Raw genomic sequence first — 18406 nt, forward strand, 5'->3', positions numbered from 1 at the left:
CCTATGCTTGAATGGCGGTAGAACCTGTTTCAGTTAGTCGAAGGAGACAGCTGGTGGTAGACACGCGCCCCGCTCCGAACCTGCCCGAAGGATTCGACGTCACCGACCCGGCGATGTGGGAAGAGCGGGTGCCGGTCGAAGAGCTGGCCGAACTGCGCCGCGCCGCCCCGATCTGGTGGAATCCGAAGTCTCCCGAGGTGGGCGGTTTCCACGACGACGGGTTCTGGGTGGTCTCCAAGCACGCCGACGTCAAGGAGGTCTCCCGGCGCAGCGACGTGTTCTCCAACTACGAGAACACCGCCATTCCGCGCTTCAACGACGACATCAAGCGCGAGCAGATCGATCTGCAGCGGTTCGTGCTGCTCAACCAGGACGCGCCGCAGCACACCCGGATGCGCAAGCTGATCTCCAAGGGCTTCACGCCTCGCGCGGTCAACGGCCTGCGGGCGGAGCTGTCGGTGCGGGCCCGCGGCATCGTCGAGGCCGCCGCGGCGTCGGGCTCGGGCGATTTCGTCACCCAGGTGGCGTGCGAGCTGCCGCTGCAGGCGATCGCCGAGCTGATCGGCGTGCCGCAGGAGGACCGCATGAAGCTGTTCCAGTGGTCCAACGACATGACCGGCTACGACGACCCCGAGTCGACCGCCGACCCGCTCGCCGCCTCCACCGAGATCCTCGGCTACGCCTGGCAGATGGCCGAGGCGCGCAAGGGTTCCCCCGCGCAGGACATCGTGACCGAGCTGGTCAACGCCGATATCGATGGCGAGTCGCTGACCTCGGAGGAGTTCGGGTTCTTCGTCATCCTGCTGGCGGTCGCCGGCAACGAGACCACCCGCAACGCCATCAGCCACGGCATGGCCGCCTTCCTCGACAACCCGGACCAGTGGGAGCTGTTCAAGGCCGAGCGCCCCAAGACCGCGGCGGAGGAGATCATCCGCTGGGCCACGCCCGTGTCGTCGTTCCAGCGCACCGCGCTCGAGGACACCGAGCTGGCCGGTGTGCAGATCAAGCAGGGCCAGCGCGTGGTGATGCTGTACCGCTCGGCCAACTTCGACGAAGAGGTCTTCGAGGACCCTTACACGTTCGATATCTTGCGTGATCCCAACCCGCATCTGGCCTTCGGCGGCACCGGAGCGCACTTCTGCATCGGCGCGAATCTGGCCCGGCTGGAGATCGACCTGATCTTCAACGCCATCGCCGATCACCTGCCGGACATCAGCAAGCTGGGCGATCCGCGACGGCTGCGGTCGGGCTGGCTGAACGGGATCAAGGAGTTCCCGGTGGACTACAAGGGCGGCTGCCCCGTGGCGCACTGAGGTACCGACGGCGCGGAGGGCGGGCACCTGGGATCAGGTACCCGCCCTCCGCGTTTCGGTCCCCACCGAATCCCGGCGTCAGGCCGGTCGCATGGTTTTCATGGCGCGGTCGGTCTCCCAGAACGCGCGCAGCGCCGCGATCTTGCCCGCGTCGTCCACGCGGTAGGTGAACACGCCCTCGGCGTCGATCACCTGGCCGCCGATGTGCGTGCGGATCAGGCCGGTGAAGGCCACCTCGTTCCCGCAGGCGAAGGAGTCGCCGAAGTGGAATTCGATCGACTCGGTCGAGGCGATCGCCTTGTCCCAGAACGCCCCGATGGCCTCCCGGCCGCGGTGGCCACGGCCTTTCGGGTCGAATACGGAGGGCCCGATGGGGTCCTCGACGATCCCGTCGGCGGCGAACAGCTCCAGCCACGCCGCCTTGTCGCGGGCGCGCACCGCGGCCTGCGAGGCGTGCCCGGCGACCCGGGCCGGGTGGTCGGTCGTAGTCGTCATGCGGTTGCTCCGATCGGTTCGGCGATGAACTGCGCGGCGAAGCGGTGCAGCGATTCCTGCTTGGCGGCCAGGTCGGCGTCGAAGCCGAGCCCGTCGAAGACCCACGGCACCACGATGGTGTCGGTGACTCCCGCGGCGGCCAACTCGGAGTAGCCGGTCCGCCCGAAACGATCGATACAGACCACTTGGATTTCGAAAGACTCGTCGATTCGGCCGTATTCGGTGCGCAGCTCGGTGAGTTTGCCGATGGTTTTGCAGATGTCTTCGTATTTCATCATCGCCGAGCACCAGCCGTCGCCGACGCGCGCCGCTCGGCGTAACGCCGGCTCGGTATGGCCACCGATGTAGAACGGCACCGGTCGCTTCGGCGCCGGACTCATCTGCAACGGTCCGAAATCGAAGAATTCACCGTGGAATTCGACCATCCCGCCGCCGAGAACAAGTCGGATGACCTCGATCATCTCGTCGACGCGGGCGCCGCGGCGCGCATAAGGAACGCCGCACCATTCGAATTCCTCCGGGGCCCACCCGATTCCCACGCCGAATCCGAACCGGTCGCCACTGAGCGCCGCGACCGAGCCCACCTGCCGCGCCAGCAGCAGCGGGTGGCGGGATCCGAGCTTCAGGACGTTGGTGTAGAACCTGATGTCGCTGGTCACGGCGGCCATGGCGGTGGCGCCGACGAACGGGTCCACCCACGGCGTCTCCGGACCCCAGAACCGGCTGCCGTCCGGTGTATAGGGGTATTTCGCCGCCTGATTCTGCATGAAGAACAGCGAATCCGGGAGCGCGATACCGGCGAATCCGCATTCTTCCGCGGTTTTCGCCAGTTCCGGAAGTTGTTCGAGCGGGCTCATCGCGACCCCGAGGGTGAATTTCACGATGCCGCCCCGGCGTGGCCGCGCCTCACGGGCGCTCCGATCCCACGACCCACATCGAGAAGTACTGCGAACCGCCGCCGTAGGCGTGCCCGAACGCCTTGCGCGCGTTCTCGACCTGGTAGTCCCCGGCGCGACCCATCACCTGCTTGGCCGCCTCGGCGAAGCGGATCAGGCCCGAGGCGCCGATCGGGTTGGAGCTGAGCACGCCGCCCGACGGGTTGACCGGCAGCTTCCCGCCGATCTCGGTCTCGTGGGCGTCGGTGAGCTTCCAGCCCTCGCCCTCGGGCATGAAGCCCAGATTCTCCAGCCACATCGGCTCGAACCACGAGAACGGCACGTAGATCTCGGCGGCGTCGATCTCCTCGAGCGGATTGGCGATGCCCGCCTGCTTCCACAGCGCCGCCGCGGCATCCCGGCCCGCCTGCGGGCTGACCTGATCGCGGCCGGAGTACGCCAGCGGTTCGGTGCGCATGGCGGTGCCGTGCACCCAGCCGACCTTCTTGCCCGACGCCTCGGCGGCCCGCGCCGAATCCTCGTCGCCGAGCACGATCGCGCAGGCGCCGTCGGAGGAGGGACAGGTCTCGTCGAATCGGATCGGATCCCAGAGCATCTGCGATGCCAGCACCGACTCCATGGTGATGTCGGCCTGCTGCAGATGGGCCAGCGGGTTCTTGGCGCCGTTGCGGCGATCCTTCGCCGCGACCATGGCGCCGATGTGCAGCGGCGCGTTGGACCGGCGGATGTAGGCCCGCACGTGCGGGGCGAAGTAGCCGCCCGCGCCCGCGCCGACCGGCTTGGTGAACGGAACCGGATTCGACAGCGCCCACATGGCGTTGGACTCCGACTGCTTCTCCCACGCCACCGCGAGCACCTTGCCGTGCACGCCGGCCTGCACGTGATTGGTCGCCACGATGCCGGTGGAACCGCCGACCGAACCCGCGGTGTGCACGCGGAGCAGCGGTTTTCCGGTGGCGCCCAAGGCATCCGCCATGAACAGCTCCGGCATCATCGAGCCCTCGAACAGGTCCGGCGCCTTGCCGACGACGACGGCGTCGATGTCGGCCATGGTGAGTTCGGCGTCATCCAGTGCGCGATCGATGGCCTCGCGGCACAGGCCCGCCATGGACACGTCGGTCCGTTTCGTCACGTGATGGGTTTGTCCGGTGCCGAGCACCGCGGCCAGGTTGGTCATCGTGCCTCCTGTGTATTGCGGAACATCCGCACCCGGTCGGCCCGACGACGGGCTGCGCGATTGTCCGTCATCGTGCCTCCTGTGTATTGCGGGACACCCGCACCCGGTCGGCCCCGACGACGGGCTGCGCGATTGTCCGTCATCGTGCCTCCAATGTGGACACCAGATTCTGTTGCAGCGCAGGGCCACTCGACGCGTGGGCGAGGGCGCGGTCCGCGGCGCCGTTCATGATCGCCGTCGCGGCGAAGCCGATCCGTTCCAGTCCGGCCGAGAACATCGGGTTGCCCGCCAGCGGGCCGCCCGAGGGATTGATCCGGGTCGAATCACCCAGTCCCAGCGCCTCTTTCAGGATCAGCTGCTCGTGACTGAACTGCGTGTGCAGCTCGGCGACGTCGAACTCCGCTGTGTCCCCGTTCCGTACGGCCGCGGCGGCCGCGGCGGCGGACGGCGAGGAGGTCAGATCGCGGGCGCCCAGGATCGGGGTGTCTATGCGGTGCGCCATTCCGGTCAGCCAGGCGGGCCGCTCGCACAGTTCGCGCGCGCGGTCACCGGTGGCCAGCACGATGGCCGCCGCACCGTCGGTGATCGGGGCGATGTCGTGCTCGCGCAGCGGATCGGCGACATACGGTGCGGCGAGCCGCTTTTCGATCTCGTCGGCGTCGGCTGCCGAGACCGCGGCCATGTCCCGCTCGGTCCAGCGGCCGGCGTCGAGCCCGGCGCGCGCCTGCAGTCCGGCCATCGAGACGGCGTCCGGCCACAGCGGCGCGACCAGGTACGGATCGGTCTGCAGGGTGAGGACCTGCCGCAGCGTACCGGCGGATGCCTTGCCGAAGCCGTAGACCAGCGCCGTCTCCGCCTGTCCCGAGCGCAGTTTCACCCATGCCTCGTACAGTGCCCAGGCGGCGTCCATCTCCACGTGCGATTCGTTGATCGGCGGCACCGCGCCGATCGAGTCGATCGCCGAGATGAACGAGAAGGCCCGCCCCGCAAGGTAATCCGAGGAGCCGGAGCACCAGAAGTCGATATCGCCGACCTTGATGCCGAGTTTGTCGTACAGATGCCGGAAGCAGGGCACCAGCATCTCGACACCGTTGGTGGTGCCGTAGGTCTCCGAGACGTGCGGTGCGTGTGCGAAGCCCACGACCGCGATGTCGGTTGTGTTGTTGCTCAAGATGTTTCAGCTCTCTTCCGAAGCGCCGGGCGCTACAGGTGCTGCGCGAAGGTGTCGTAGTCGGCGTCGGGCTCGCCGGTGGGCTCGAAGTGCGAGATGTTGTCCAGACCCTCGTAGGTCCACTCCTCGCGGGGTTTCCACACGGCCTTGACCCGCATGCCCATCCGCACCTCGGACGCCTCGCAACCCAGCACCAGGTGCAGGAACGGGATGTCGCTGCCGTCGAGCAGCACGTAGGCGGCCACGTACGGCGGCTTGATGCGCTGGCCCTGGAACGGCACGTTGACGATGCAGAAGGTGGTGACGACGCCGGTATCGGCGAGGTCGACATAGTCCTCGGTCGGCTCGCCCGTGCGCGGGTCGGCGCCGCGCGGCGGGAAGTACACCTTGCCGTCGGCGGCGCGGGCGCCCACCAGCCGGCCCTCGGCGATGCCGCGCAGGAACACCGTCTCCTGGGGCGCCGCGGTGTGCTTGTACCGCAGGTCGATCGGCGTGACGATGCCGGTGACGGGCTCGGCGTCGGTGGCGGAACCGGACGGAGCCGTGGAGGTTTCGCCGGGCTCGAAGCAGACGATGTCGTGGATGCTGCCGGTGCGCTCGGCCGCCCAGCGCGCCCGCACCCGCATACCGGTGCGCAGCTCGTCGGCGGAGTCGACGTCGACAGCGTGCAGCAGCGCGGTGTCCGCGCCGTCGAGCTTGATCAGCGCCCACCCGAAGGGGCGGTCGAAGGGCTGTCCGGGCAACGGCTCCCGCACCCAGCTCCAGCTCTGCACGGTGCCCACGTCGGCCACGTCGACGAATTCGGTCAGCGCGTCGGCGGTGACCGGATCGTATTCGGCCGGTGGGACGAAGACCCGCCCGTCCGAGCCGCGCACGCCGACGATCCGGCCGTCGCGCAGGCCCGTGAGGAACCGTCCGATGGTCGGCCCTACCGAGCGGGTGTAGTCGAACTTCATGCGTAGTTCCGCGGCGAGCACGTCGGGAGTGGTTCCCGTTTCCGGCCCACTTCCTTCGGCGATTGTGCCGGTCATGGTGTTCCCCTGAGTCACGATATCGAGTAGAACAGGTTCTTATTCTGGTGGCAAGAGCGGGCTCGGAAGGGAGTCGATCGTGCGGTTCGGATTGCAGCTCGGATATTGGGGCGCGAGCCCGCCGGGAAATGCCGCGGAGTTGGTCGCCACGGCCGAGGAAACCGGTTTCGACGCCGTGTTCACCGCGGAATCGTGGGGGTCGGACGCGTTCACTCCGTTGGCCTGGTGGGGGTCGCGGACCCGGCGCGTGCGGCTGGGCACCTCGGTCGTGCAGTTGTCGGCGCGCACGCCCACCGCCACCGCGATGGCGGCGCTGACCCTCGACCATCTCAGCGGCGGGCGGCACATCCTCGGGCTCGGCGTCTCCGGGCCGCAGGTAGTCGAGGGCTGGTACGGCCAGCCGTTCGCCAAGCCGTTGCAGCGCACCCGCGAGTACGTCGGGATCGTCCGGCAGGTACTCGCCCGGGAGGCGAAGGTGGTGAGCGCGGGCCCGCACTTCCCGCTGCCCTACGACGGACCCGGCGCGACCGGCCTGGGCAAGCCGCTCAAGCCGATCACCCACCCGCTGCGTGCGGATCTGCCGATCTGGCTGGGCGCCGAGGGCCCGAAGAACGTGGCGCTCACGGCCGAGATCGCCGACGGCTGGCTGGCGATCTACTACACGCCGCGGCTGGCCGGGATGTACAACGAGTGGCTCGACGAGGGGTTCGCGCGGGCCGGTGCCCGGCGTTCGCGCGAGGATTTCGAGATCGCCGCCACCGCCCAGGTCATCCTGACCGACGATCCGCGCGCCGAACTCGACCGGCTGCGCCCGGTGCTGGCGCTCTACATCGGCGGCATGGGCGCGGAGGAGCTGAACTTCCACGCGCAGGTGTACCGGCGGATGGGATACGGGGACACCGTCGAGGAGATCACCCGGCTGTTCCGGTCCGGCCGCAAGGACGAGGCGGCGGCCGCCGTGCCCGACGAGCTGATTCTCGACACGACGATCATCGGCGACGAGGCGCACGTGCGCGAACAGCTGAAGGTGTGGGAACAGGCGGGCGTCACCATGCTGCTGGTGGGGGTCCGGGATGTCGCGCAATTCGAGGCGCTGGCACCCCTTGTTCGCATGTAGAACACGTTCTAGATTCGAGGAGTGACTTCGATGGAGCCGGCGCAGAAGCTGGGATTGTGGAATATCGCCGCCGCCGCACCCGAACGGATCGCGGTCGTCGATCCGTCGGGTCGGCAGGTGAGTTACGCGGAACTGGCCGCGCAGGCCGACCGGATCGCGAAGGGCTTGCGGGCCAAGGGGCTACGCGCCGGTGACGTGCTGGTGTCGATGGTGCACAACAGCGCCGAGGCGCTGGCGGTGTATTTCGCCGCCTATCAGGCCGGACTGTACATCGTCGCGGTGAACTGGCATCTCACCGGACCGGAGGTGGCCTACATCCTCGGCGACAGCGAGGCCAAGGTGTTCATCGCCGACGAACGCTTCGCCGCGGCCGCTCGCATCGCCGCCGACGAGGCGAATCTGCCTGCGGCCGCGCGATATTCGGTCGGACCGGTCGAGGGCTTCCAGCCGCTGGCGGAGCTGGGCGCGGGGGAGAGCGGCCGTCCCGACGACCGCACCACCGGCGCGCCGATGCTCTACACGTCCGGCACCACCGGGCGCCCCAAGGGCGTGCGCCGGCCGCTGACCGGGGCCGATCCCGATGTCGTCGGGCCGCAGGCGACCGGCTTCTTCGGTCTGTTCGGCATCCAGCCGTTCGACGACCACGTGCACATCTGCGGTTCGCCGCTCTACCACACCGCCGTGCTGAACTTCGCGTCCATCTCGATTCAGTTGGGGCACAAGGTCGTTCTGATGGACAAGTGGGATCCGGAGGAGATGCTACGGCTGATCGAGCGGCACCGGGTGACGCACAGTCACATGGTGCCGACGCAGTTCCACCGGCTGCTGGCGCTGCCGGAGCAGGTGCGCGCGAACTACGACGTGTCCTCGCTGCGCTGCATGATCCACGGGGCGGCGCCCTGTCCGCAGGAGACCAAGCGGCGGATGCTGGAATGGTGGGGCCCGGTCGTCACCGAGTACTACGCGGCGACCGAGGGCGGCGGCACCTCGATCAGCGGCGAGGAATGGCTGCGCAAGCCCGGCTCGGTGGGCAAGGCCTGGCCGTACGCGGTGGTGAAGGTGCTCGACGACGACGGCAACGAGGTGCCGCCGGGCGAGACCGGCACGGTCTACATGAAGATGGGCGGCTCCAACTTCGAGTACCACAAGGACAAGGCCAAGACCGAGGACGCCCGCGTCGGCGACCTGTTCACCGTCGGCGACATCGGGCACATGGACGAGGACGGCTACCTCTACCTGCATGACCGCCGCTCCGATCTGATCCTGTCCGGCGGCGTGAACATCTATCCCGCCGAGATCGAGGGCGAGCTGATCACCCATCCGAAGGTCGCCGACGTCGCGGTGTTCGGTATCCCGCACGAGGACTGGGGCCAGGAGGTCAAGGCGGTGGTGCAGCCGGCCGAGGGCGTGACCCCCGACGACGCGCTCACCCGCGAGCTGATGGAGTTCGCCGCGGGCCGCCTGGCCAAATACAAGCTGCCCCGCAGCATCGACTACCTGGACGAACTGCCCCGCGACCCCAACGGCAAGCTCTACAAGCGCAAGATCCGGGACCTGTATGTGAAGGCGTAAGCCGTCCCGTCCCGACTCCGCCCGCCCGGCCTGTGTGCCGGGCGGGCGAAAGTCGTTGCACCATAGCCTGTTTCGCCGTTCCGCAGACGGGACGGCGGTCGCGCGCTATCGTCACGAGTGAATTCGTGAACGGTGTAAATTGAGTCTTGTCAGGACCAAGAACACGTTCTATTTTTGTCCTGTGAGCTACAACATAGCGGACCTTGTCGAACACACCGTCGACCTCGTGCCGGACCGCGTCGCTCTGGCTGACGACACCCGCTCGGTGACGTACGCCCAGCTGGAGGACCGGACCAACCGACTCGCGCACTACCTGCAGGAACAGGGTGTCGGGCCGGGGGACAAGGTCGGCATCTACTCGCGTAACACCATCGAGGCCGTCGAGGCCATGGTGGCGGTGTTCAAGGCGCGGGCGGTGATGATCAACATCAACTTCCGGTACGTCGAGAACGAGTTGCAATACATCTTCGACAACTCGGACATGGTCGCCCTCATTCACGAGCGGCGATACTCCGACAAGGTGGCCGCCGTGCGGGCGAGCACCCCGAAGCTGCGCACCGTGCTGGTCGTCGACGACGGCACCGACGCACCGACCGCCGCCGACTCGGCGGAATACGAGGCGGCGCTGGCGGCCTCGCGTGGTGAACGCGACTTCGGCGATCGCTCGCCCGACGACATCTTCATGCTCTACACCGGCGGCACCACCGGCATGCCCAAGGGCGTGATGTGGCGGCACGAGGACTGGTGGCGGGTGCTCGGCGGCGGCATCAACTTCGTCACCGGCGAATACATCCAGGACGAGTGGCAGCAGGCCAAGACCGGCGCGGGCAACCCGCCCATGGTGCGCTACCCGATCCCGCCGATGATCCACGGTGGCTCGCAGACCGCGACCTTCCACGGCCTTTTCGACGGCGGCAAGACCATCATGCTGCCGGAGTTCAGCGGGCACGGCGTATGGCAGGCGATCGACCGCCACAACATCAATCTGATCTTCATCACCGGCGACGCCATGGCCCGGCCGATGCTCGACGCGCTCAAGGCGGGCAACCCGGAAACCGGTGAGCCCTACCGGCATTCGAATCTCTGGGCGATGGCCAGCAGCGCCGCGCTGTTCTCGCCGACGCTCAAGGACGAGTTCATCGAGCTGCTGCCGAACACCATGATCACCGACTCGATCGGCTCGTCGGAGACCGGTTTCGGCGGTCTGTCGGTGGTGTCCAAGGGCGCCACCCACACCGGCGGCCCCCGGGTGAAGATCGATGCCTCCACCGAGGTGCTCGACGAGGACGGCAATCCCGTGGTCCCCGGTTCGGGTCAGGTCGGCCTGCTCGCTCGCAAGGGACACATCCCGCTGGGCTACTACAACGACCCGGTCAAAACCGCGGCGACGTTCAAGGAGTTCAACGGCACTCGCTACTCCATCCCCGGCGATTACGCCCGGGTCGAGGAGGACGGTTCGGTCACCATGCTCGGCCGCGGCTCGGTGAGCATCAACAGCGGCGGCGAGAAGATCTACCCCGAAGAGGTCGAGGGCGCGCTGAAGTGCCACCCGGAGATCCTCGACGCGCTGGTCATCGGCGTCCCCGACGAGCGCTGGGGGCAGCGGGTGGCTGCGGTGGTGCAGTGCCGGTCCGGTAAGCGGCCCAGCCTCGACGAACTGCGCCCGGTGCTGACCCGGGAGATCTCCTCCTACAAGCAGCCGCGCAGCATCTGGTTCGTGGACGAGATCAAGCGCTCGCCCGCCGGGAAGCCGGACTACAAGTGGGCGCACGCGCACGCGGAGTCCCGCGCCGCCGACGAGGACGCTCCGGCCCCGGCCACCAAATAGACCCGGCGCACGCCCGATTCGTCCGGTATGGCACCCGAGTGACCCATGTCACGTTTGAGACGTGAACGCCCGCAAAGCTGGGGTGTTTTCTTGTCGGTGCCCTGTGCCAGAGTGTCTCCATGAGCAAGGGCAGTTCCGCCGGCACCGCGTCCGAGGTCTCACGCGAGGTGCTGGAGCAATTCGAGGGTTACCGGCGAGAGCTGTGTGCTTACGCCTATCGCATGCTGGGTTCCTCGTTCGAGGCCGAGGATGCCGTCCAGGACGCGTTCACCCGCGCCTGGAAGGCGTACGACTCGTTCGAGGGCCGGTCCAGTCTGCGGTCGTGGTTGTACAAGATCACCACCAACGTCTGCCTGGACATGCTGGACGGGCCGCAGCGCCGGGCCCGGCCGATGGACCTGTCGGGCCCGTCGAGTCCCGACAGTCCGCTGCCCCCGCCGCAGCCGGATTACGTGTGGGTCGAGCCCATCCCCAACGGCATGGCCTTCGGGGCCGACCCGGCCGAGCACGCCACCGCGAAGGATTCGCTGCGACTGGCGTTCGTGGCCGCCGTGCAGCATCTCCCGGCCACCCAGCGCGCGATCCTGATCATGCGCGAGGTGCTGCGCTTCTCCGCCAACGAGACCGCCGACATGCTGATGATGTCGCCCGCCTCGGTGAACAGCGCCCTGCAGCGCGCCCGCGCCACCATGTCGAAGGTGCAGCCGAAGGAGTCGGGCGGCTACGACGAGTCCGACGAGCAGCAGCGCAGACTGGTCGACGGCTTCGTCCAAGCCTTCGAGGCCTACGACATGGACACCCTCACCTCCCTGCTGAAGCAGGATGTGGCGCTGTCCATGCCGCCGTTCGAACTGTGGGTCTCGGGCCCGGAGAACGTGGCCCGGTTCATGCTCACCACCGGTCAGGAGTGCCGGGGCTCGAAGATGGTGCCGCTCGCCGGAGCCAACGGCCTGCCCGCCTTCGGCCACTACAAGCCTGGCCCCGAGCCCGGCGTGTACCTGCCGTGGTCGATCACCGTGCTGGAACTCGACGGCCAGGAGATCAGCGGCCTGCACTTCTTCCTGGACACCGAGCGCATGTTCCCGCTGTTCGGGCTGGCGCCGGAGCTGCGGGCGTAGCCGGGGTCAGCTGCCCGGGTACGCCATGCAGAACGGCTCCCAATGGTGCCCGTCGGGGTCGATGAAGCTACGGCCGTGCATGCCGACCTGCGCCTCCTGGGCACGCTTGGTCTCGTCGACCTCCTCGGTGGCACCGGCCGCCAGCGCCGCCGCGGTCAGTTCGTCGACCTCCTGCGTGCTGCCCAGTGAGAGCGCGTAGACAGATCCGGTGGCGGCGACCGTGTCGGCGATCGGGCGGGAGGTGAAGGTCTGGAAGAAGGGCTTCGCCAACAGCATCAGGCAGATGTTGTCGTCCACGACGACACAGGCGGCGTTGTCGTCGGTGAACTCCTGATTCACCTTCCAGCCCAGTGACTCGTAGAAGGTCTTGGACCGGTCCAGGTCGTTGACGGGCAGGTTCAGGAAAATCATCTTGCTGGCCATGGCGGGCCCCTTTCGACGGCGCAGTCGGGTGCGGCTACACCGGTTCCGACGACGCGGGCCGCCGAAACTCATCGGAAGGTTGCGAACCGTAACGAACTATCCGTGCGCCGCGCCGCGCGCGGGATATTCGGATGCGTGCGTATTCGTTCCCCGTTACCGTCCGGCTATGACCGAATCGGACAGCAACGGCGGCCACGGCGCGCCGGTCTACCTGATCACCGGCATCCAGGCGGCCGGGAAATCGACTGTGGCACAAGCCCTGGCGGAGCGTTTCGATCGGTCGGCGCACGTACGCGGCGACACCTTCCGCAGATTCGTGGTGCGCGGTTTCGCGCCGATGTCACCCGACCCGAGCGAGGAAGCTCTGGAGCAGCTACGCCTACGGCACCGCCTGGCCGCGCAGGCCGCGGACGGCTACGCGGCCGCGGGCTTCACCACCGTCCTGCAGGACGTCATACTCGGCGACCTACTGCCGTACACCCTCTCCCACCTCCACACCCGCCCGCGCTACGTGGTCGTCCTCGCCCCCCGCCGAGAAGCCGTGGCCCACCGCGAAGCCGGCCGCACCAAGAAGGCCTACGGCACCTTCACCGTCGCCGACCTGGATCAAGCCCTCCACACCGAAACGCCCCACATAGGTCTGTGGCTCGACACCACGAACATGACCGTAGAGCAGACCGTGGACGAAATCCTGGCCTGCGCCGAACCCATTCCGCCCACGCACCACCTCTACCCCGCCAGGTGAGCCCCTAGTGCGCGCAGATGATCGGTAGCCCCACCCAGCGCGAACTCGTTGTGCTTGGCCGCGGTGAAGTAGTTGTGGACAACATGATCCCGGTCGATGCCCACACCACCATGTACATGCACAACGGTGTGTGCGATCCGATGCCCGGCCTCCGCGGCCCAATACTTGGCGGTGTGGATCTCCGCCCCGGCGGGCAGGCCCTCCGACAACAGCCAGGCCGCCTGTGTGACCGCGAGCCGCAGACCCTGCAGATCGATGTACCCGTCGGCCAGCCGCTGCGCGACCGCCTGGAACCCGCCGATCTTGCGACCGAATTGCTCACGCTCCCGGCCGTATTCGGCCACCAGCTCCAGCGCTCGCTCCAGCGTCCCCAGCTGCTGCGCGGCCAGCCCCAGCCACCCGCGGCCGAGCAGCCACTCCACGATCTGCGCGCCGGACTCGACCGTGCCGACCAATTCCGCGGGCGTCCGGTCGAATTCGAGTTCGGCCTCCGGACTGCGGTCGACCACCTGCTGTCCGGTCACCCGCACGCTCGCGTCGGCGGGATCGACCAGGAAGATCGCCGGCGCGTCGGACACGCCGGCCGACACCAGGATTCGCGACGCCTGTTCGGCGAACGGCACGACGGTCTTGGCTCCGGTCAGCCGCCATCCGTCGCCGTCCGCTGTCGCGGTGGTGGTGGGCCGCGCCGGCTCCCAGTTCCGCTCCTCGGACAGCGCCACCGTCAGGATCGTCTCGCCCGCAGCGGCTTTCGCCGCCGTCTCGCGCTGCGCGTCGGTCCCGAAGGCCGCCAGCGCGCCCGCGCCGAGCACGACCGACCAGAGGTAGGGCACCGCCGCCACATGCTTGCCCAGCTCGCGGAGCACCGCGGTCTGTTCCAGGACGCCCAGGTCGCTGCCGCCGACGGACTCCGGCAGCGTCGCCGCCAGTACCCCGGTCTCGCCCAGCGAGCGCCACAGCGGCTCGTCGAAACGCACCGCCGCGGTGTCCAGTTCGCGCAGCCGGTCGGCGGTGACGAGCTTGCCGCACACCTCGCCGGTGAGCCGGGCCAGATCCTGCTGTGCTTCGGTATTGGTGAAATCCATTGTGATCACTCAGCTTTCGGTCAGCGCGCCGCGGCAGGCTGCTTCAGGGCGGTCATGGCGATGATGTCGCGCTGCACCTCGTTGGTGCCGCCGCCGAAGGTCAGGATCAGGCAGGCGCGGTGCATGCGCTCGAGCCGGCCGCGCAGCGCGGCGCCCGGCGAGTCCTGGCGCAGGTAGCCCTGCGGCCCCAGCACCTCCATCAGCAGACGATAGGCCTCGGTGGCCAGTTCGGTGCCGAGCACCTTGCAGGTGGAGGCGTCCCACGGCCGGGGCGCGGCGTCGCCGCCGGCGTCCGCACCGGAGGCGATCTCCCAGTTCAGCAACTTCAGGAATTCCACCTTGGCGTGCACGCGGGCCAGGTTCAGCCGCACCCATTCGCCGTCGATGACCCGCGCGCCGTTGGAGTCCTTGGCGTCCTTGGCCCACTCCACGGTCTGGTTCAGGGCCAGCTGCAGCGGCGCGGCCGAGGTCAGCGCCACCCGCTCGTGGTTGAGCTGGTTGGTGACCAGTGACCAGCCGCCGTTCTCGGGCCCGACCATCGCGGTGTGCGGCACCCGCACGTCCTGGTAGTAGGTGGCGCTGGTGTCGGGTCCGGCCATCGTGTGCACCGGCGTCCAGGAGAAGCCCTCGGCCGTGGTCGGCACGATGAACATGCTGATGCCCTTGTGCTTCTTGGCATTCGGGTCGGTGCGCGCGGCCAGCCACACGTAGTCGGCGTACTGGATGAGGCTGGTCCACATCTTCTGGCCGTTGATGACCCAGTCGTCGCCGTCGCGCACCGCGCTGGTGCGCAGCGAGGCCAGGTCGGTGCCCGCGCCCGGCTCGGAGTACCCGATGGAGAAGTGCAGTTCGCCCGCCGCGATCTTGGGGAGGAAGAACCGCTTCTGCTCCTCGGTGCCGTAGTGCATGATCGTCGGCGCCACCGAGTTGATGGTCAGGAACGGCACCGGGGCGCCGGCGACGGCCGCCTCGTCGGTGAAGATCAGCTGGTCCATGGTCGAGCGGTCCTGCCCGCCGAACTCCTTCGGCCAGCCCAGCGCGAGCCAGCCGTCGCGGCCCATGTCCCGCACGACCTCGCGGTAGACGTCGCCGTGGCCGTACTCACCGGTCTGCGCGGACAGGGCAGCCCGGCGCTCCGGGGTGATCAGCTCGGCGAAGTACTCGCGCAGCTCCGCACGCAGCTGTTCCTGTTGCGGGGTATAAGCGATCCGCATGGAGGGACACCTCATCACTCGTTGATAGCCGGCCGGTATGGCATCGGATGGTTGTTCCGATCATTGCATATCGACTGAAACATGTTCCAGTATGGAGCCTGGATCCGGCCGCTTCAGCCGCGGCGGCCGGGATCGGCTTGTAGGCTCGGCGATATCTGCGGCAAAGGAGTTGTCAATGAAGCTGACTGTGGACTTCGACCAGTGCGAAGCGAACGGTATCTGTGTCGGAATCGCGCCCGACGTCTTCGAACTCGATGAAGAGGACATGTTGCACGTCGCGGTGACCGAGGTGCCCGCGGATCGGCTGGCCGATGTCGAGACCGCGGTCGCGCAGTGCCCGAAGGCGGCGCTGAAACTCGAGTGACTCGATGCTTGCCGTGAACTGGAACACGTTCTAGAGTCACGGCGTGGTCGAAAGTGAACTGAGTCTGTCCGGTCGAGTGGCGATTGTGACCGGGGCCGGTGCCGGACTGGGCCGGGCGGAGGCGCTCGCCCTGGCGGGCGCCGGCGCCGCGGTGGTGGTCAACGATCTGGCCGAGAACGACGCGGTGGCCGCGACGCTGGCCGAGATCCGGGCGCTCGGCGCCGAGGCCGAGTTCGTCGCCGGGAGTGTGGCCGAACGGGCCACCGCCGACGCGCTGATCAGCACCGCGGAGGATGCGTTCGGCAGCGTCGACATCGTCGTGAACAATGCCGGCATCACCCGTGACCGCATGCTGTTCAACATGTCCGACGAGGACTGGGACGCGGTGCTTGCCGTGCATTTGCGCGGGCACTTCCTGCTGTCTCGCAACGCCGCCGCGTATTGGCGCGGCAAGTCCAAGGCGGCGGGCGCGCCGGTGTACGGGCGCCTGATCAACACCGCCTCCGAGGCCGGATTGCTCGGCCCCGAGGGACAGGCCAACTACGCCGCGGCCAAGGCGGGCATCACCGCGCTGACCCTGTCGGCGTCGCGGGCGCTGGCGCGCTTCGGCGTGAAGGCCAACGCGATCTGCCCGCGGGCGCGCACCGCCATGACCGAGAAGGTGTTCTCGGAGGCTCCGGTCGGCGAGGTCGACCCGCTGTCGCCCGAGCACGTGGCCCGGCTGGTCGCCTATCTGGCCGCGCCGGGCGCCGAGGCGATCAGCGGGCAGGTCTTCGTGGTCTACGGACCGATGGTGGCGCTGATGGCCGCTCCCGAGGTGGAACGGCGCTTCGACGCCGACGGTGCGGAATGGACGCCCACCGCATTGGCCGACACACTCGGTAACTACTTCTCCGAGCGACCGGCGGGGCGTACGTTTTCCGCGTCGGCGCTGCACGAACTCGGCTGAACGACCAACTGACGGCGGCCGCCCCCGTTGTTCGGTTGATCGACGGTCGACCAGTTGGTAGACATGGATCTCGGATGGTGTGCGGTGCCTCACAAAGGCGACTCGTACACCGTATGAACAAGTTCTAGCTCCCGATGAAGCTTCGGGAGAAATGGGCAGCTCAAAACTCAAAAAATCTGCCCAGAATGCAGATGAACATGTTCTAATCTTCGAGACGGCACCGACGCCATCGGCGCGCGCCGTCGCAGGCAGTATGTGCAAGGCACGGCAAGGAGGAATCGCGGAATGAACCAGGTTCTCGCCGTGCCGATGCAAGCGGTGGGTGGGTTCTTCGAACTCACCGCCGCCGTCGCGCGGGCCCTGGTACGGCCCCCCTTTCAACGGCGCGAGTTCATCGACCAGTCCTGGTTCGTGGCTCGTGTCTCCATCGTTCCGACCCTGCTGGTCGCCATTCCCTTCACCGTGCTGGTGAGCTTCACGCTCAACATCCTGCTGCGCGAGATCGGCGCGGCCGACCTGTCCGGTGCGGGCGCCGCGTTCGGCGCGGTGACCCAGGTCGGGCCGATCGTGACGGTGCTGATCGTGGCGGGCGCCGGCGCCACCGCGATCTGCGCGGACCTGGGCGCGCGGACCATCCGCGAGGAGATCGATGCCATGCGGGTGCTGGGCATCGACCCGGTGCACCGGCTGGTGGTGCCGCGAGTACTGGCGTCGATGTTCGTCGCCGCTCTGCTCAACGGCCTGGTCTGCACGATCGGCATCGTCGGCGGCTTCCTGTTCTCGGTCTTCCTGCAGGGCGTGAATCCCGGCGCCTTCGTCAACGGCATCACGCTGCTGACGCATCTGCCGGAGCTGGTCATCTCCGAGGTCAAGGCGACGCTGTTCGGCCTGATCGCCGGGCTGGTGGCCTGCTACCTGGGGCTGAATGTGCGAGGCGGCCCCAAGAGCGTCGGCGACGCGGTCAACCAGACGGTGGTGTTCTCCTTCATGGCTCTGTTCGTGGTGAACGTCGTGGTCACCGCCGTCGGTATCAAGTTCACGGTGCGGTGACGGCATGGCCTTTGTGATCGAATCCCGCTTCCCGCGTACTGTTCGTCGAGTGCGGAGGTTGTCCGATTCACTAGACAACATCGGACGGCACGCACTGTTCTACGCGCAGTCCCTGGCCGCGGTGCCGCGGGCGCTCACGCACTATCGCACCGAAACCATTCGGCTGATCGCCGAGATCAGCATGGGCAGCGGCGCGCTGGCGGTGATCGGCGGCACCGTGGTGATCGTCGGATTCCTGACGCTGTTCGCGGGCGGCACCATCGCGGTGCAGGGTTACAGCTCGCTGGGCAATATCGGCGTCGAAGCGCTGACGGGCTTCTTCGCGGCGTTCATCAATGTGCGCATCGCCGCGCCGGTGATTTCCGGAATCGGCCTGGCCGCCACCATCGGCGCGGGCGCCACCGCGCAATTGGGCGCGATGCGCGTCGCCGAGGAGATCGACGCGCTGGAGTCGATGGCCATCCGGCCGGTGCCGTTCCTGATCGGAACGCGGGTGCTGGCCGGAATGATCGCGATCGTGCCGCTGTACGCGCTGGCGGTGATCGCCTCGTTCGTCGCCAGCCGTTTCGCGACGGTGGTGATCTACGGGCAGTCGGCGGGTGTGTACGACCACTACTTCTCGACCTTCCTGATTCCCAGCGACATTCTGTGGTCGTTCGTGCAGGCGATCTTCATGGCCCTGGCGGTCATGCTGATCCACACGTATTACGGCTATCACGCCTCGGGCGGTCCGGTCGGCGTCGGCGTCGCGGTCGGTAACGCGGTGCGCGCCTCGCTGGTCGCGGTGGTGACGGTGACGCTGCTGGTCTCGCTGGCCATCTACGGCACCTCCGGCAATTTCCATCTCTCCGGGTAGGC

18 protein-coding genes are annotated in these 18406 nt (G+C 67.9%); 10 read left to right on the top strand and 8 right to left on the bottom strand.

From position 1 onward, the window contains the following. The first annotated feature begins 113 nt into the window (after positions 1 to 113). Entirely contained in the window at positions 114 to 1313 is a 1200-nt protein-coding gene (locus NWFMUON74_RS02635; RefSeq protein WP_232111092.1) for a cytochrome P450, read from the top strand. Positions 1314 to 1391: 78 nt separating this feature from the next. Here NWFMUON74_RS02635 and NWFMUON74_RS02640 read toward each other — a convergent pair whose 3' ends face one another. The 5 genes from NWFMUON74_RS02640 to NWFMUON74_RS02660 form a co-directional block, all read right to left on the bottom strand. Beyond that, positions 1392 to 1808, bottom strand: coding sequence for a nuclear transport factor 2 family protein (locus NWFMUON74_RS02640; protein WP_187686411.1), 417 nt, complete (start codon positions 1806 to 1808; stop codon positions 1392 to 1394). Next, positions 1805 to 2689 carry a TIGR03619 family F420-dependent LLM class oxidoreductase gene (locus NWFMUON74_RS02645; protein ID WP_187686412.1) on the bottom strand — a complete coding sequence of 295 codons (885 nt, stop codon included), beginning with the start codon at positions 2687 to 2689 and terminating at the stop codon, positions 1805 to 1807. The genes NWFMUON74_RS02640 and NWFMUON74_RS02645 overlap by 4 nt, the downstream gene beginning before the upstream one ends. Positions 2690 to 2714: 25 nt before the next feature. Next, positions 2715 to 3881 carry a thiolase domain-containing protein gene (locus NWFMUON74_RS02650; protein ID WP_187686413.1) on the bottom strand — a complete coding sequence of 389 codons (1167 nt, stop codon included), beginning with the start codon at positions 3879 to 3881 and terminating at the stop codon, positions 2715 to 2717. Between the two features lie 139 nt (positions 3882 to 4020). Next, a complete protein-coding gene (locus tag NWFMUON74_RS02655; protein WP_187686414.1) occupies positions 4021 to 5052 on the bottom strand; it encodes a thiolase domain-containing protein in 1032 nt (343 codons plus the stop codon). 32 nt (positions 5053 to 5084) lie between these two features. Beyond that, positions 5085 to 6083: a Zn-ribbon domain-containing OB-fold protein gene (locus NWFMUON74_RS02660; RefSeq protein ID WP_187686415.1), complete on the bottom strand. Its 999-nt coding sequence runs from the start codon at positions 6081 to 6083 to the stop codon at positions 5085 to 5087. A 79-nt stretch (positions 6084 to 6162) separates the two neighbouring features. On the opposite strand from NWFMUON74_RS02660, the gene NWFMUON74_RS02665 reads away from it, so the two are divergent. The 4 genes from NWFMUON74_RS02665 (at position 6163) to NWFMUON74_RS02680 (ending at position 11718) form a co-directional block, all read left to right on the top strand. Then, the gene (locus NWFMUON74_RS02665) at positions 6163 to 7200 is read left to right on the top strand and encodes an LLM class F420-dependent oxidoreductase (RefSeq protein WP_187686416.1); all 1038 of its coding nucleotides are present in this window, start codon (positions 6163 to 6165) and stop codon (positions 7198 to 7200) included. A gap of 30 nt (positions 7201 to 7230) precedes the next feature. Then, positions 7231 to 8772 (top strand): acyl-CoA synthetase, encoded by a 1542-nt coding sequence (locus NWFMUON74_RS02670; protein WP_187688885.1) that lies wholly within the window; start codon positions 7231 to 7233, stop codon positions 8770 to 8772. A 181-nt stretch (positions 8773 to 8953) separates the two neighbouring features. Beyond that, positions 8954 to 10600, top strand: coding sequence for an acyl-CoA synthetase (locus NWFMUON74_RS02675; RefSeq protein WP_187686417.1), 1647 nt, complete (start codon positions 8954 to 8956; stop codon positions 10598 to 10600). A gap of 119 nt (positions 10601 to 10719) precedes the next feature. After that, on the top strand, positions 10720 to 11718 hold the full coding sequence (locus NWFMUON74_RS02680) for a sigma-70 family RNA polymerase sigma factor (protein ID WP_187686418.1): 999 nt from the start codon (positions 10720 to 10722) through the stop codon (positions 11716 to 11718). A gap of 6 nt (positions 11719 to 11724) precedes the next feature. On the opposite strand, the gene NWFMUON74_RS02685 is transcribed toward NWFMUON74_RS02680, so the two are convergent. Then, on the bottom strand, positions 11725 to 12141 hold the full coding sequence (locus NWFMUON74_RS02685) for a VOC family protein (protein ID WP_187686419.1): 417 nt from the start codon (positions 12139 to 12141) through the stop codon (positions 11725 to 11727). Positions 12142 to 12307: 166 nt separating this feature from the next. Between NWFMUON74_RS02685 and NWFMUON74_RS02690 the strand changes: the two genes are divergently transcribed. Continuing rightward, complete coding sequence (locus tag NWFMUON74_RS02690) at positions 12308 to 12886, top strand: AAA family ATPase (RefSeq protein WP_187686420.1); 579 nt, start codon at positions 12308 to 12310, stop codon at positions 12884 to 12886. Here NWFMUON74_RS02690 and NWFMUON74_RS02695 read toward each other — a convergent pair. Together NWFMUON74_RS02695 and NWFMUON74_RS02700 are read right to left on the bottom strand one after the other, a co-directional pair. Further along, positions 12871 to 13971 (bottom strand): acyl-CoA dehydrogenase family protein, encoded by a 1101-nt coding sequence (locus NWFMUON74_RS02695; RefSeq protein ID WP_187686421.1) that lies wholly within the window; start codon positions 13969 to 13971, stop codon positions 12871 to 12873. The genes NWFMUON74_RS02690 and NWFMUON74_RS02695 overlap by 16 nt on opposite strands. A gap of 20 nt (positions 13972 to 13991) precedes the next feature. After that, positions 13992 to 15185: an acyl-CoA dehydrogenase family protein gene (locus NWFMUON74_RS02700; RefSeq protein ID WP_187686422.1), complete on the bottom strand. Its 1194-nt coding sequence runs from the start codon at positions 15183 to 15185 to the stop codon at positions 13992 to 13994. Between the two features lie 175 nt (positions 15186 to 15360). Between NWFMUON74_RS02700 and NWFMUON74_RS02705 the strand changes: the two genes are divergently transcribed. The 4 genes from NWFMUON74_RS02705 to NWFMUON74_RS02720 all read left to right on the top strand — a co-directional run bounded on the left by NWFMUON74_RS02705 (position 15361) and on the right by NWFMUON74_RS02720 (position 18404). After that, complete coding sequence (locus tag NWFMUON74_RS02705) at positions 15361 to 15549, top strand: ferredoxin (protein ID WP_187686423.1); 189 nt, start codon at positions 15361 to 15363, stop codon at positions 15547 to 15549. 43 nt (positions 15550 to 15592) lie between these two features. After that, positions 15593 to 16498 carry a 3-oxoacyl-ACP reductase gene (locus NWFMUON74_RS02710; RefSeq protein ID WP_187686424.1) on the top strand — a complete coding sequence of 302 codons (906 nt, stop codon included), beginning with the start codon at positions 15593 to 15595 and terminating at the stop codon, positions 16496 to 16498. A gap of 285 nt (positions 16499 to 16783) precedes the next feature. After that, a complete protein-coding gene (locus NWFMUON74_RS02715; RefSeq protein WP_187686425.1) occupies positions 16784 to 17548 on the top strand; it encodes an MlaE family ABC transporter permease in 765 nt (254 codons plus the stop codon). 4 nt (positions 17549 to 17552) lie between these two features. Next, on the top strand, positions 17553 to 18404 hold the full coding sequence (locus tag NWFMUON74_RS02720; protein ID WP_187686426.1) for an MlaE family ABC transporter permease: 852 nt from the start codon (positions 17553 to 17555) through the stop codon (positions 18402 to 18404). Positions 18405 to 18406: the final 2 nt, after the last annotated feature.

Source organism: Nocardia wallacei (assembly GCF_014466955.1).
GTDB lineage: Bacteria > Actinomycetota > Actinomycetes > Mycobacteriales > Mycobacteriaceae > Nocardia > Nocardia wallacei.